The 13932-nt window shown below is 66.6% G+C and carries 16 protein-coding genes; 7 read left to right on the forward strand and 9 right to left on the reverse strand.

All coding sequences use genetic code 11. From position 1 onward, the window contains the following. The first annotated feature begins 4 nt into the window (after window positions 1–4). Window positions 5–1147, forward strand: a complete 1143-nt coding sequence (locus tag HACJB3_RS06790; protein WP_008415087.1) for an MFS transporter — start codon at window positions 5–7, stop codon at window positions 1145–1147. Window positions 1148–1151: 4 nt separating this feature from the next. On the opposite strand, the gene HACJB3_RS06795 is transcribed toward HACJB3_RS06790, so the two are convergent. Both HACJB3_RS06795 and HACJB3_RS06800 read right to left on the reverse strand, forming a co-directional pair. Continuing rightward, on the reverse strand, window positions 1152–2108 hold the full coding sequence (locus tag HACJB3_RS06795) for a D-2-hydroxyacid dehydrogenase (protein ID WP_008415088.1): 957 nt from the start codon (window positions 2106–2108) through the stop codon (window positions 1152–1154). A 25-nt stretch (window positions 2109–2133) separates the two neighbouring features. Continuing rightward, window positions 2134–3291, reverse strand: coding sequence for an amidohydrolase (locus tag HACJB3_RS06800; protein ID WP_008415089.1), 1158 nt, complete (start codon window positions 3289–3291; stop codon window positions 2134–2136). A 103-nt stretch (window positions 3292–3394) separates the two neighbouring features. Here HACJB3_RS06800 and HACJB3_RS06805 point away from each other — a divergent pair, with 103 nt between their 5' ends. Further along, window positions 3395–4762 carry an NAD(P)/FAD-dependent oxidoreductase gene (locus HACJB3_RS06805; RefSeq protein WP_008415090.1) on the forward strand — a complete coding sequence of 456 codons (1368 nt, stop codon included), beginning with the start codon at window positions 3395–3397 and terminating at the stop codon, window positions 4760–4762. A 25-nt stretch (window positions 4763–4787) separates the two neighbouring features. Here HACJB3_RS06805 and HACJB3_RS06810 read toward each other — a convergent pair whose 3' ends face one another. Further along, the gene (locus HACJB3_RS06810) at window positions 4788–6032 is read right to left on the reverse strand and encodes a twin-arginine translocation signal domain-containing protein (RefSeq protein WP_008415091.1); all 1245 of its coding nucleotides are present in this window, start codon (window positions 6030–6032) and stop codon (window positions 4788–4790) included. Between the two features lie 374 nt (window positions 6033–6406). On the opposite strand from HACJB3_RS06810, the gene HACJB3_RS20150 reads away from it, so the two are divergent. The 4 genes from HACJB3_RS20150 to HACJB3_RS06825 all read left to right on the forward strand — a co-directional run bounded on the left by HACJB3_RS20150 (window position 6407) and on the right by HACJB3_RS06825 (window position 8768). After that, entirely contained in the window at window positions 6407–6571 is a 165-nt protein-coding gene (locus HACJB3_RS20150; RefSeq protein ID WP_008415092.1) for a hypothetical protein, read from the forward strand. Between the two features lie 42 nt (window positions 6572–6613). Then, window positions 6614–7939 carry a histidinol dehydrogenase gene (hisD, locus tag HACJB3_RS06815; RefSeq protein WP_008415093.1) on the forward strand — a complete coding sequence of 442 codons (1326 nt, stop codon included), beginning with the start codon at window positions 6614–6616 and terminating at the stop codon, window positions 7937–7939. Window positions 7940–7975: 36 nt separating this feature from the next. Then, on the forward strand, window positions 7976–8341 hold the full coding sequence (locus HACJB3_RS06820; RefSeq protein WP_008415094.1) for an SHOCT domain-containing protein: 366 nt from the start codon (window positions 7976–7978) through the stop codon (window positions 8339–8341). 64 nt (window positions 8342–8405) lie between these two features. Next, a complete protein-coding gene (locus tag HACJB3_RS06825) occupies window positions 8406–8768 on the forward strand; it encodes a HesB/IscA family protein (RefSeq protein ID WP_008415096.1) in 363 nt (120 codons plus the stop codon). Between the two features lie 29 nt (window positions 8769–8797). Here HACJB3_RS06825 and HACJB3_RS06830 read toward each other — a convergent pair whose 3' ends face one another. From HACJB3_RS06830 to HACJB3_RS06850, 6 genes are all read right to left on the reverse strand, one after another. Further along, window positions 8798–8998, reverse strand: coding sequence for a dodecin (locus HACJB3_RS06830; protein WP_008415098.1), 201 nt, complete (start codon window positions 8996–8998; stop codon window positions 8798–8800). A 48-nt stretch (window positions 8999–9046) separates the two neighbouring features. Next, a complete protein-coding gene (locus HACJB3_RS18745; RefSeq protein WP_081461306.1) occupies window positions 9047–9247 on the reverse strand; it encodes a helix-turn-helix domain-containing protein in 201 nt (66 codons plus the stop codon). 89 nt (window positions 9248–9336) lie between these two features. Next, window positions 9337–10185, reverse strand: coding sequence for a phosphatase PAP2 family protein (locus HACJB3_RS06835; protein ID WP_008415101.1), 849 nt, complete (start codon window positions 10183–10185; stop codon window positions 9337–9339). Between the two features lie 3 nt (window positions 10186–10188). Further along, window positions 10189–11955, reverse strand: coding sequence for an ABC transporter substrate-binding protein (locus HACJB3_RS06840; RefSeq protein ID WP_008415102.1), 1767 nt, complete (start codon window positions 11953–11955; stop codon window positions 10189–10191). 46 nt (window positions 11956–12001) lie between these two features. Continuing rightward, window positions 12002–12319, reverse strand: coding sequence for a DUF7116 family protein (locus HACJB3_RS06845; protein ID WP_008415104.1), 318 nt, complete (start codon window positions 12317–12319; stop codon window positions 12002–12004). Window positions 12320–12360: 41 nt separating this feature from the next. Beyond that, complete coding sequence (locus tag HACJB3_RS06850) at window positions 12361–12597, reverse strand: DUF5816 domain-containing protein (protein ID WP_008415106.1); 237 nt, start codon at window positions 12595–12597, stop codon at window positions 12361–12363. A gap of 170 nt (window positions 12598–12767) precedes the next feature. On the opposite strand from HACJB3_RS06850, the gene HACJB3_RS06855 reads away from it, so the two are divergent. After that, entirely contained in the window at window positions 12768–13823 is a 1056-nt protein-coding gene (locus HACJB3_RS06855) for a polysaccharide deacetylase family protein (RefSeq protein ID WP_049934351.1), read from the forward strand. The last annotated feature ends 109 nt before the right edge of the window (window positions 13824–13932 follow it).

Here is a 13932-nt window from a genome sequence, read left to right on the forward strand (position 1 = left end):
CGCTGTGGGTGGTCGTCGCGTCGGCGACGCTGACCGTCATGGCGGGGCCATCCTCGGGCCGGTCGTCAACCAGATCCAATCCGGGCTGGGGGTCCCCCAATCCCAAGCCGGGTTGATCATCACGACTCACGGCCTGTTTATCGTTCTGACCAGTCCCATCGCCGGCGCGATCATCGACCGGATGGGGCCGCGGCGACCGTACGTCGCCGGCCTGTTCGTCTACGGCGTCGCCGGGGCCGCCGGGCTGGTCGTCGAGTCGTTCCCGCTGTTGCTGGCCTCGCGGGCGGTCCTCGGGGTCGGCGTCGCGTTCGTCTACACCGGCGTGACGGTGCTCATCTACAACCTCTTTTCGGGCGAGCGAAAGGACCGCGCGATGGGGCTTCGCGGGAGCGCCAACAGCCTCGGCGGCGCGGTCTGGCCGGTCGTCGGCGGCGCGCTCGGAACGCTGTCGTGGCACGCTCCCTTCGCGGTTTACGGGCTGGCGCTTCCGCTGGGAGTGCTCGCGTCCCTCACGGTCCCCGAGACCGCCCTCAACCGCGAGATATCGGCAGAAACGGGCGACGACGGCGGAATCGCCGGTCTGCTCTCGGTGTTCGCCGCCCGACCGGTCATCCTGTTGGTCTATGGGCTCTATTTCGTCGCGAACCTCCTGTTGTACGCCTACACCGTCTACTACCCCGCGCTCTTGGCGACGTTCGGGGTCGAATCGTCGCTGGTCATCAGCCTCTACCTCGCGGCGCTCGGCGTCGTCGGCGGGACGAGCGCGTACTTCTACGACCGGATCAAACGACGCTTCGGCTACCGACAGCTCACGCTCGCGGCACTCGCGCTGTGGACCGTCGGCTTTGCCGTCGCGGCGGTCGCCGACGGGCGGTTCGTGGCCGTTCTCCCGGTCGCGCTGTTCGGGCTGGGCCAGGGGCTCGTCTTTCCCACTGTCTTGCTCTGGATCGAGGAACTGGCCCCTGCCGATCGGAAGGGCCAGTACAGCTCCTATGTAGCGATGTTCGGCTATATTGGCCAGTTCCTCTCACCGGTGGTACTCGGACCCGTCGCGGGTGCGGCGGGCGTCCACGCCGTCTTCGCCGTCGCTGGCACGTTCGTCGGCGTCGCGGTGCTGGGCGTGGCGATCGCCCACCACCGCCGGTAGCGGCTCAGGCGACCTGATTCTCCAACTCGTCCTCGCCCGCGTCGATTCGCTCGACGTTCCCGGCGACGATATCGGCGAGGCGCTCGTAGTATCTCGGCGTATGCCCGGCGTTGTGGGGCGTGATCTGGACGGTGCCGAAGTCCCACAGCGGGTGGTCCCCGGGGAGGGGTTCGGGGTCGGTCACGTCCAGCGCCGCCCCGCGGAGCTTGTTGCGCCGCAGCGCGGAGACGAGCGCCTCCGTCTCGACGACGGGACCGCGCGCGATATTTACTAACAGAGCGTCCTCAGGCAGCGTGACGAACTCCTCCTCGCCGATCAGTCCGCGAGTCGTGTCGGTCAACGGGCAGGCGAGCACCAGCACGTCGGTTCGGGAAAGCGCCCCATGGAGGTCCGCTTCCTCGAAGCCGACCACTTCGTCGGTCGGACCGCCCTTCTCGGGGGTGTAGCGCACGCCAATGGTGTCGACGCCGAAGCCTGCGAGGCGCTCGACGATCGCCTGGCCGATCGCGCCCAGGCCGACGACCGTCACGGTCGCGCCCATGAACTCGTCGGTCTGGTAGTGGCGCCACTCGTGGTTCGTCTGGCGGTCCCGGCCCTCGAAGAAGCCCCGGTAGAACGCGAGGATCGAGCCGACGACCCCCTCGGCGATGTTCGGGCCGTGGACGCCGGCAGCGTTGGTCACCGCCACGCCCGCCTCCTCTAGAGAACCCATCGGGAGGTGGCCCGTGCCGGCGTAGGCACACGCAAAGAGGTCGAGGTTCTCGGCGTGGCTCAACAGGTCCTCGTCGATCCCCATCCCGACGGCGATCCGTGCGTCGGCGATCAGTTCGCGCTCCCCGACGGGGGTCTCGGCGACCCGGATCTCGTGATCGGGTAATCGGTCTCGGAGCTCGTTCGAGAGGTCGGTGACCGGCATGCCGTGCGTACCCCGTCGAAGGACGAGGATGGGTTCGGTGGACATGTCTCGTCGGTCCCGCTGACGGACCTTAACTCTCCCCGATAGGCTCGCCGTCGACGAACACCCAGTCGGGGCTCGTCGAGATCTCGAAGGGCTCGCCGTCCCAGATCACGAGGTCACCATCGGTCCCTTCTTCGAGGGTGCCGACCCGGTCCGCGATCCCGAGGATCTCGGCGGGGTTCTTCGTCACGGTCGCAAGGGCGGCCTCCTCCGGGAGCCCCTCGCGGATCGCGAGGCCCACACAGACGTCGAGGTGCTTCTGTGGGAGGACCGGCGCGTCGGTTTGGATCGCGACTTTTACGCCGGCTTCGTGGAGGATTCCGGGGGTCTCGAAGGTGATGTTCGAGAGTTCGTACTTCGCGCCGCTGTAGAGGCTCGGGCCGACGACCGCCGGAACGCCCCGCTCGGCGAACTCCGCGGCGATCAGGTGTCCCTCCGTCGCGTGCTCGATCGAGAGGTCCTCGATCCCGAACTCCTCGACGATCCGGAAGACGGTCATGATGTCGTCGGCGCGGTGGGCGTGAACTCGCAGGGGGAGATCGCCCTCGATCACTCGCGAGAGGTTCTCCATACCGAGATCGCGCTCGAAGGGCTCGTCGTTCTCACGACTCGCCTCCCTGCGTTCGAGGTAGTCCTCGGCGTTCATCAGCGCCTGTCTGAGCGTCGCCGCGACGCCGGGTCGGGTGACCGGCGCACGATCACGGTCCTTCCCGTGAACTCGCTTTGGGTTCTCGCCGAAGGCGGCTTTCATGCCGTCCTCGCGGATGAACATCGCGTCGGCGGTCGTCCCGTGGGTCTTCATCGAGCAGATGATCCCGCCGACGACGTTCGCGCTGCCCATGCGCGCGCTGACGGTCGTCACGCCGCCGCGACACGCGTGGGAGAGCTCCTCGTCGCCGGGGTGAAACCCGTCGAGGACGTTGACCTCGGGAGTTACGGGATCCGACACCTCGTTGTGATCTGAGTCCTCGGGCTCGCCCCATTCGCTGACGCCGGCGTGACTGTGTGCGTCGACAAGCCCGGGCGTGACCGGCTTTCCGCCGGCGTCGATCTCCCGTACCCCGTCGGGGATCTCGACGTCGGTTCCGACGGCCGTGATCGCGCCGTCCTCGACGAGAACGGTTCCGCCCTCGATGGATCCCGCCTCGGTGAGCGTGTGAACGTCCCCATTGGTGATCGCGTACATACTCCACCCTTCGGGGAGGCCGCGATCAATATTTCGGTTCGAAACACGCTTTCGTGCACTATCGGTTCAGGAGGTTTAAGAGCGTCCGAGCGACGTTCGGTGTATGGAGCGCGTTGACGTTGCGATAGTCGGCGGCGGCCCCGGCGGAATGTCGGCCGCCGAGGAGGCCGCAAAGCGCGGGGCGAGGACGCTCGTCGTCGAGAAGGGCGTTCCGCGGGCGGATCGCGAGAGACCGGGTCCGGACTCGACGGACGCCGCCGGGATGCTCGATTACTGGGTCGACATCATGGACATCCCCTTCGAGGAGATCCCCGACGAGATCGTTCTCCGGGAGCTCGAGGGAACCGAGTTCGTCGGCCCCACCGAAGGCTGTACGATGTACTCGACGGGGATCGATTCCTCGTACTCGAAGTTCGGCTTTACGTTCGACCGGCCCCGGATGGACGACTGGCTGCGCGAGCGCGCCGAGGAGGCCGGCGCCGAATATCGCGTCGGCATGGCGGTCAAGAGCGTCGAGAGTGACCTCTCGGCGGGTCACACGCACCGTCTGACGCTCGGCGACGGCACCGAGGTCGAAGCCGAATACCTCGTGCTTGCCGACGGTCCCCAGCGAAACGTCACGATCCCGGTTCTCGACCAGTTCATCCCTGGAAAATCGATGGGCGATCTCATGGGCACCCACGCCAACCACATCGCCTACCAGGAACACCGCCGGTTCCCCGAGGAGGTCTTCGAGGACGATCTCCTGACGTTCTGGTGGGGCCACATCCCCGGTCGCACCGCCTACCCGTGGATCTTTCCCAACGACGGTACCGTCGCCCGGGTCGGCCTGACGATGCCCATCGGAATGAGTCTAGACCAAATCGAGAACCCGGAGAGCTACCCCCTTCTCAAGCCCGACGACGAGCGCCTGCCCTCCGGGCGGGAGTACCTCCGGCGCCTGCTCGAACGCGAGTACGGCGATCGCTACGACATCGAGGAGGACTTCCCGCTGGTCGCCGAGCGCGGCAAACGCGGGGGCACCGAGGCCTACCCGATCTCCTCGACACGGCCGATCGACTCGCCCACGAGGGCGGGGATCGCCGTCGTCGGCGGGGCGATGGGGACGACCTCGGCGTTTCACGAAGGCGGCTATCACGTCGCCGTCCGATCGGGGAAGATCGCAGGTCGACTCGCCGCCATCGGCGATCTCACGAGTTACAACGACACCTGGAAGGGCCGGATCGGCGAGGAGATCCTGCGCAACGTCTCGATGGCGGAGCTCGTCAAAGAGTACACCCCCGCCGACTGGGATCGGACCTTTCGGGTCGCCGACCGGATGCTCGCCGAAAGCGGCGGGTACGACATGTTCCGCCGGAAGTTCGGTGCCGGAGTGGGCGCGACCCGCCTCCTCTTTCAGTACCGAAAGACCAAGTTCGGCTTCCGTAACGGCCGGTACGTCCAGTTCCACGAATCGGAGTACTCGCTGTAGCTCCGACCGCACGACCGGGACGCGACTACGGGTCGGGAAACGCCCGTAGTTCGCGCGGCGGAACGAGGTAGTTGCCCCGCCGTCGCACCGTGAGATACTGGAGGATGCCGTTGTTGGTGATCGAGCCGACGGCGCTGTCGGCGGCGAGATCCGCGCCGGTCATCGCCTCGCGTACGCGGACGAACTCGTCGATCTCGCGCTGCAGCGAGAGGAAGTGAAGCCCGGGTCGGTCCCCATCGGTGGTGTTGAAATCCCGGCGAAGGAGGAGCGGTTCGCCGTCCTCGCGGGCGCGAGCGGCCTTCTGGGCGTGGCCGACGACGCCGTGGTCGCGGGCGTCCTCGAGGGTACTCGCGATGCGCTCGGCGCTCAGGGCGTTCGAGTCGTCGAGTTTCTCGCCGTACTCGCCGACGAGTCCCTCCGCGGCGTGCTGGTGGCTGAACAGTTTCGCCACCCGCTGGAACTGCGAGTCCTGTTCGTACCACTGGCGGAGATCGATCGCGATCGATTCGACGTGGCGCGTCGTGCCCCCGGCGAAGGGGCCCTCCTCGATGGTCACGCGATCCTCGGTCGCCTGACTCTCCTCGAAGCCCGAGCGAAACCCCATGAAGAAGGGTGCCTCCTCGTGGATCGGCTCCGAGTCGGGCACGCCCGGCGTGTCCTGGTGCTCGGCGGGCAGACCGGGACCGACGAAGCCGGTGAGCCGCTCGCGCGAGCCAACCAGATCCGCGATGTCGGAGTCCATTTCGACGCCGTTTACCTCCTCGACTTCGCCCAGCAGCGACTCCTCGGCGGCGAGCACCGCCTGGGAGTGGTCGCTCGCGAGGTGGATCTGGCAGTCGCCGGATTCGAACTCGGGGGACTCGAAGTCGGTCAGCGCCGTGGGTTCGGGCAGGCTGTCCCAGCCGACCCGCTCGAAGTACTGTGGGGTGTAGCCGACGGCAAAGAGCAGTCCCTCGTGGCTCCACTCGTAGGCGCGTTCGAGGGTCGCGAGCGCGTTCTCGAAGCGCTCTCGGTCCTCGTCGGTCGGGTCACGCGCGAGGGATACGGAGAGCAGGACGTGATGGCGCGCGGGGACGACGTTCTCGTTGTCCCCGGAGAGGACGCCGTTCCAGGCGTGCTGGCGGGCCGGGACGGCATCGGGATCGCCCGCCGGGATCTCGACGTTCGATTCCTCCTCGAGACAGGCCGCGAGTGCGCTCGCCCCGCCGACGGCGACGAGTCCCTTGAGGTACTCGCGACGCGAGAGGACGCCTCGGTCGGGGAGGGTCATTCGAGTTCGACGTAGGGTGTGGGCGCGCAAATACCTGTCTTCGCCCGCTCGATACACAGGGCTTAATCGCCCCGCGCCCATAGGGGGACTGCACACCTCAAGTCCCCGGCGGAGTTCTCCCACTCGGGAGCGATGATCGCACGGCGAACCCGGGTGTGCGATATTCCGGTCCGTCCGTGACCGAACGCGGAACGACCGCGAACGGATGCGCCCGGCACGAGGGTTTCCCGGTCGACGCGGCACGCCGCCTCGGGATGAGACCGGTCGTTAGTGTTCCGGGCGACAGTTCCCCTGTGATGAGCCGACCGGCCGCGAGACGACCGTCCCATCGGTTCACTCATGAACCACCGGTGCCTACTTCGGGGTGAACGACCATGGGCGATCGACTCACCGGGTTCGTCGGAGACGCACGCGGAATCGCGGAGGAGTTCCTGTACGACGACGGCATGCTCGGAACGGTGCTCGCGTTCGTACTGGTGTTCGGCGGGTCGGCCGCGGCCGTCCTCCTGATCGTCCTGATCGCCGGCCTGCTCGCGTGACGCGATGGAAACGACTTTTCGGGGCAGGGTGCAAGCGAGGGTATGAACGTCCAGTCCATCGCCGATCTGGGTCCCGAGCGTCGCCGCGCGCTGTTCGAGCGCGACGCCGGCATCGAGGCGATCCGGGGCGACGTCGGGGAGATCGTCGAGCGCGTCCGTGAGGAGGGTGACGTCGCAGTCCGGGAGTTCTGCCGGGAGTTCGACGCGGTCGACGTGGGTAACCTCGATATTACCGACGCCGCCGAGCGCGCCTTCGAGGCGGTCGATGCCGACACGCGGGCGGCGATCGAGACCGCCGCGGAGAACGTCTGGGAGTTTCACGAGCGCCAACTCCCCGAAGACTGGCGCGAGGAGTTCGCCGAGGGGCGCGAACTCGGACGACGGTTCCGGCCCCTCGATCGGGTCGGCGTCTACGTCCCCGGCGGGGCGGCGGCCTACCCTTCGAGCGCGCTGATGGGGGTGATCCCCGCGACCGTCGCGGGCGTCGAGACGATCTGCGTCGCGACCCCGCCCGCAGAGGAGATCAACCCCGTGACGCTGGCGGCGATCCACGCCGCGGGCGCCGACGAGGTCTACAGCGTCGGGGGCGCACAGGCGATCGGGGCGCTGGCCTACGGGACCGAGTCGGTCACACGAGTCCAGAAGGTCGTCGGCCCCGGCAACCGCTGGGTGACGGCCGCGAAAGCCGAGGTTCGGGGCGACTGCGAGATCGACTTCCTTGCAGGCCCGAGCGAGGTGCTCGTGATCGCGGACGAAACAGCCGAGCCGGCGTTCGTCGCGAGCGATCTGCTCGCCCAGGCCGAACACGACGAGAACGCCTCGGTGGTCGCCGTCACGACCGACCGGGCGGTCGCCGAGGCGATCGCCCGCGAGGTCGACGAGCGGGCCGCCGACCGCGATCGCCGAGAAACGATCGAGGCGGCGCTCGAACAGGACGCCAGCGGCGTTTTTGCCGCCCGTTCGATGAGCGAGGCGATCGCCTTCGCCGAGGCGTACGCCGCCGAACACCTCTCGATACAGGCCGATGGGGATGAGGCCGTTCTGGATCGGATCGACAGCGCCGGGAGCGTCTTTCTGGGACCGTACACCCCCGTCGCAGCGGGCGATTACGCAAGCGGCACGAACCACGTCCTGCCGACTAACGGGCTCGCAAAGGTCACCGGCGGCCTGTCGATCGAGCAGTTCCTTCGTGCGAGTACGGTCCAGCGCCTCTCGCCCGGTGGCCTCGACTCGCTCTCGGATACGATCGACACTCTCGCGCGTGCGGAGGGCCTCGAAGCCCACGCCGAGAGCGTCGCCGTCCGGTCGCGCGAGCGGGCCGAACGCGAGGGGGAGGGCGGGGAGGAGCGCGATCCGCTCGGAGAGTAGGCGAACGTTTTTATCGACGGGCAGGTATCGGGGAATATGGATGCCGAGGACAGGGACGCGCTGTTGATCCTCGGGACGATCCTCGTTCTCGTGATCGTTCTCCCCCTCCTGATCCTCGAGGCGCCCTGGGTGCTCGCGCTCGCGATGGTCCTCGTAGCGGGCTACTGGTGGGAGACGAGGCGAAATCCCGTTTCCGTGATCCTCGAGGCCGTCCGGGACGATCAAGCGGCCGACTCACGGGATCGACTGGATCCTGCTACTGACGACCCCCTCACCGTGCTCCGCGAGCGCTACGCCCGCGGGGAGATCAGCGACGAGGAGTTCGAACGCCGCCTCGACCGCCTGCTCGAAACCGAAACTGAGTCGCTGTCCCGCGAGCGCTCGCGGATCTACGAGCGGTGACCGGCGGTGGACGGACGGATCTGTCGGCGTCACAGTTAACCGCCTCGGGGACAGATCACTGGACATGAGCACCGAGACCACCACCGGGGCGGATCCGGAGATCCAGGTCTCCCCGACGGCCGCAGAGCAGGCACTCAGTCTGCTGGAGGGCGAAGACCTCGATACCGGCGTCGCGGGCCTGCGACTGTTCGTCCAGCAGGGCGGCTGTGCTGGCCTCTCGTATGGAATGCGTTTCGACGACGAACCGGAAGACGACGACACCATCTACGAGCACCACGGCCTACGCGTGTTCGTCGACCCCGCGAGCATGCGGTATATCGAGGGCAGCGTCCTCGATTACGAGTCCGGCCTGCAGGGTGCGGGCTTTCACGTCGAGAACCCGAACGTCGTCAGCGAGTGTGGCTGCGGGGAGTCCTTTAGAACGTAGCTCGGGATCCGATAAAAACCGCCGCCCGCTCAGTCCTCGACTTCGAAGGCGACTTCGAGGGTCGCCTGATACTCGGGTTCGTCGACGTTCTTGAGTTCGACGCCGAACTCATCGACCTCCGCCCAGTAGACGTTCTCGAGGGTGTTCTGGGCACGTTCGATCGCGTTGTCGGCGGCGTCGTCGAAGCTCTCGGTGCTCGTCCCGACCAGCGTGACCTTTTTGAATACCATCGCACCGTCTACAACGGCCGCCCGTCGCTTAAAAACCGGGGCCGGTGGCTACGTTTCCTCCTCGTCATGGGGGCAAGTGACGGTGAGGGCGTTTTCGACCAGCGTCCCGTGGCCCCGTCGGAGCCGATTCGAGAGCGCCTGTGGGGTGATTCCGAGTTCTCCGGCCAGTTCCTTCATCGAGAGGTCGCGTGGGATCCCGTAGTAGCCGGCCGACAGCGCGGTAACGAGGGTGTCGTGTTGGAGGTCGATTTCGGGTTGTCATAACAACCCCACTACTAGCCGGTCGGCTGCAAACGGCATCGCAACGGGGTCGATTCCCAACCGGTAGCGAACTGTCCCTATGGCCGCGAGCGAAACGCGGCGGCGAGTCTCGGCGTGGCGCTCGTCACGGCCTCGCGCCAGCGGTCGGCCCCGTGGACGCCGATCCAGTAGCTCGCGCTCGCGAGACCGATTCCGGCGATAACGTCGGTCAGCCAGTGGATCCCGAGATACATCGTCGAAACCGCGACGCTCGTCGCCAGCACCGCCGCGATGGCGAGCCAGCGCGGATAGGCCCCGCGCGTGCGCCACGCAAAGAGGAGGACCGTCACCGAAAGCGAGGTGTGAAGCGACGGAAAGACGTTCGTGGGCGTGTTGACCGCGCTCGTGAGGAATCGCGAGGAGGGATAGACGTTGTACATGAACTGTTCTGCGATGCCGAGGTTCCGCGGGCCGTAGGCGATAAAGAGCAGGTAACAGACCAGCCCGAGGGCGTAGTTTGCGGTGTAGGCGATAGTCAGCTCGTGGAGCGGCCGCTGTTTCGAGAGCGCGAGATAGGCAAACAGGGGAAAGACGAGCAAGAACACGTAGCCGTAGACGTAAACCGCCGAGAAATACAGCGTCAGCTCGGTGGTCTGGAACGTCTGGACCCACGCGACGAACGTCCCCTCGAGCCGGAATATCCGGTCGGTGATCTCGACGCCGATCAGCCACGACAGGCGCTGGGCGGTCCGGCGGGTGAGGCTGTTTACCACGAGGACGACCGCCAACAGCCCGATCGCGGGGGCCGCGAGTCGGAGTCGCGCTCGCAGGTCGTCCCTGAGTTCGCGAAGCTGGCGGCGATCGATGCAGAGGGCCGCCCCGACGACGATCAGGGCGGTCACGACCACGACGATCGAGAGCAGTACCGTTATGAGTCCACTAGCCATGCCTCAGCGCACGATAAGTTCTCCTCCCTCATTGTATATATACCCTGCCTCGCGGAAGAGGTCGTGTGCGGTCTTTTCCTCGACGGTTCCGCTTCCGCTCTCGCCGACGAACCCGGCGGGATGATCCGTGGTCCACTCGTCGTCGGGACCGCCGACGGCGATAGGGTCAAACGCCGGGATCGCGTTCCCGGCGAACACCTCCGTGCGCAGGTACTCCCGGTCGAGCAGCCGCGAGAGGGCGCGTCTGAACCGGGGGTTCGACAGCGGCGCGTTGCGCGTGTTGAATCCGACGTGGTAGTACGCGCTGGTGGTCTCGGCGGCGAGGTCGACCTCGCTCGCTTGTCGAGCGCGTTCGATCTCCCCGGGCGAGAGCGCCGTTGCGCTGGCGTCGAGATCGCCCGCCTGGATCGACTCGACGAGGGTCGCCTCCGAAGGGAAGTAGACGAAGGTCAACCGCTCGTATGGCGGTCCGCCCTCGAAGGCCGGGAACGAGCCGTCCGACAGTTCGGCGAGGAAGTGCTCGTCGTTGCGAACGAGTTCGAGGCGAGTGTCGGGCGTCGCCGCCTCGAACCGGAGGGGTCCCGAACCGACGGGGTTCATGTTGTCGACGACGAGCGCCTCGGTGACGTTCTCGAGGTCGAAGACCGCGATCGAGGTGAGGGCGGTCCGCTCCTCCCAGATGTGAGTCGGCAGGATCGGGACGGTGAGAGCGCGGAGACCGGTCTCGGGCGTGCCCGCGAGCGCGAACTCGACGGTTCGCTCGCCGGTGGCTTCGACGCCATCGACGAGCGAGCTCCGGGCGCGAAAACAGGGTGCCGGGACGGTCGGGCTCTCGGCGGTGCCGGTGGTGTCCCGAAGCAGTCGGTGAGTGAAGGCGACGTCGTGGGCGGTCAGGTCCGTCCCGTCGTGCCACGTGAGTCCCTCGCGGAGGCGAACGCGTAGTCGGTCGTCGATCCACGACCAGTCGTCCGCGAGCCACGGTTCGACGGCTCCCTCGATGTAGCGCCCTAGCGGATCGTACAGCAGTCCGGTGACGACCCATCGGTCGCGGTATTCGGCGGAGAGGGGGTTCAGGTTGTAGGTGATTCGCCTGTCGGTGATGCCGACACGGAGCGTCTCGCGCGGCCGGGACCCGCGTTCGGCCCCGGTTCGCTCCTGAAGGCCGAGGTAGCCCAGTGGGGATTCGAAGGATCGATAGCTCCACCCCGAGTACCGGTCGGTTCGGATCGCCCGCGACTCCTCGGGGTAGGCGACGACCGAGAGGGGCGCTTCCTCGCGGACGGCCTCGGCAAGCGAGGAAAGCGCCGTCGTCCGGGTGTCGCCGCTCGCCGTGCGCTGGGTTTCGAGCGGGTCGTCCACGCCGGGGACGTTCACGTAGCCGTAGGGGTTCTGCCAGCCCGGTTCCTCGCTGAATCGCGAGTGAAGCAGTCCATACAGGTAATCCGGATCGAAGTGGCCGGGATGCTGGCCGACGTATAGGTCGAAGTTCTGGTTCAGGAGGACGTTGCGCCAGAGCTTCTCGGTGGTCACCGGCTGGAGGCCGACATCGATGCCGGCGGTCGCGAAGGTTTCGGCGAGATGGCGGGCGATACCGACGGGAACGGGGTCTTCGTCGGCGGGGACCGTCGAGATGGATAGTGAGACCTGCTCGGGCGTATCGCGGTCGACGGAGGCTTGAAACCGGTTCAGACAGCCGGCGCTCGCGGCCAGCGCGCCGGCCGTGCTAGCGAGGAGGGTACGGCGACCGAGCGGTCCCTTCGGTACGGGCACAGTTCTGACGGTACGGGGTCCGGAAGCATCAACGTTCGGCCGTGGCCTACGCTCGCATCGAGGGTGCGTGGACCACGTCGTAGCCCGATCCGTCGGTGACCGAGATGACCGCCCACTCGTAGTCGGGTTTCAGGTCCGAGAGGCGGCGAACGAGCGACTCGGCGGCCTCCCGATATGTGACGAAACAGCGAAGCGAGCCCGAATCCGGGATCGAGTCTTCGTCTTCGTCGGTAGTTGCGGTTACGTGAACGACCTTCCACTCGCGCTCGGCGCGGAACTCGGTGCCGTCTCCCGACAGCGTGTAGCCGAGTTCGCTGAAGATCGACCGGGCCTGCTCGACGGGTGGTATGCTAACAGGTCCCATCCGGTAGGTGCTACGACGACGGCGATTATAAAGGTTCACCCTTATTCGTGCGCCGCGTCCCACTCGGTGGGCTTGCGCTGGTTAGGACAGTCGTTACAGACGATCCGACCCATGGTGTCCATGGCGGTGTTGGTGCTCTCGCAGTTCCCACAGAGATAGCCCCACCGCTCGCGTCGGTCCGTCGTCCGGTAGACGACGTAGAAGGGCCCGTTCGAACCCCTCTCTGCCTCCTCGCGGGCGACGTAGTGAGTCTCCCCGTCGATCGACAGTCGGTCCATACCTCCCCTCGCCGTGCCGGCCGCTTGAGGGTTACCCTAACCGGACGCGGTGGTCTCTCCCGCCCGGATTCCTCCCGACGACGACATCTCGACGGTCCGATACATTCTAATCAGGAAAATTGAATTAATAAGTTGACAATAATACGGGTCGAAGACGAAGTCACCGGTAGATGACACAAAGATCACCCTCCCGTCGGGCGATACTCGGGTTGAGTGGAGCGACCCTCGCCGGATTGGCCGGCTGTCTCGGGAGCCTCTCGACGGACACCGACGAACCGACCGACCACATCGACGATACCGACAACGAATCGGATGACGGGAGCGACGACGAGGACTCGACGCCCCCGGAGCCGCCGGACGGCGGGGCGGTGGTGTTCGTCTACGACGACGGCCCGATGGAGGATTACACCCAAGCGTTGCCGGCCCACCGGCGTTTCGATGCCCCGGCGACGGTCGGGATCGTCAGCGACTGGGTCGGGCGCGCCGACTATCAGGACAACGGCTGTATGGACGTCGAGCATCTCGAAGAACTGGTCGATGCCGGCTGGGAGATCGCCTCCCACACGACCGAACACACCACGCTGGGCACGTTCGAACTCCTGAAAGACGCCCACCCCGACGACACGCGCATCTACCCCGAGGAGATCCGCCATGGCTACCACCGGGGCAAGACCATTGAGATCATCAACGATGAACACGATTTCACCCGCACGGTCGCGGATTACGGAACTGACGGGACGGGCAGATACGTCGAGGTCGACACGCCCATCGACCGCCGGTGTCTCGCCGGCGAGACGATAGTGCGCTACCCCGAAGAACAGATGCGCACCTCGCTAGAGGAGTCGAAGCGCGCGCTCGAAGGGATGGGGTTTTCGGTCGAGACGCTGCTTGCGCCCTACGACAACTTCGGCGAGTACGCCCGACAGTTCGCCACGGAGCACTACTCGGGCGTGGCAAACGCCCGCCACGGCGAGCGAGTGAACGCCCGCGAGGGGTTCGACCCGTATCGGACGCGTCGGGATTACTTCATCGAGTACACGGATCGCGAGTCGGTCACACGCGACCTGGACGAGATCGCCGAGACGGGGGCCCTGGGGGTGGTGGGTGCACATACGTTCAAGGAGGAGGTCACGGAAGAACGGATCGCGGACACCCTCTCGTGGGTCCACGAGCGCGATATCACCGTCCTCACCCTGCGCGAGGCCATCGAACGCTACGCGAGGTGATCGTCGGAGCTCGACCGGCTCGTACCGATCGATGGAGCGGGCCCGTAGCCGGAAGGGATCCGGCAGTGGGCAGGCGTGGCGGATCGAAGGGAAAGGTTGACGCCGGTCG

This window comes from Halalkalicoccus jeotgali B3 (assembly GCF_000196895.1).
GTDB classification, from domain to species: domain Archaea; phylum Halobacteriota; class Halobacteria; order Halobacteriales; family Halalkalicoccaceae; genus Halalkalicoccus; species Halalkalicoccus jeotgali.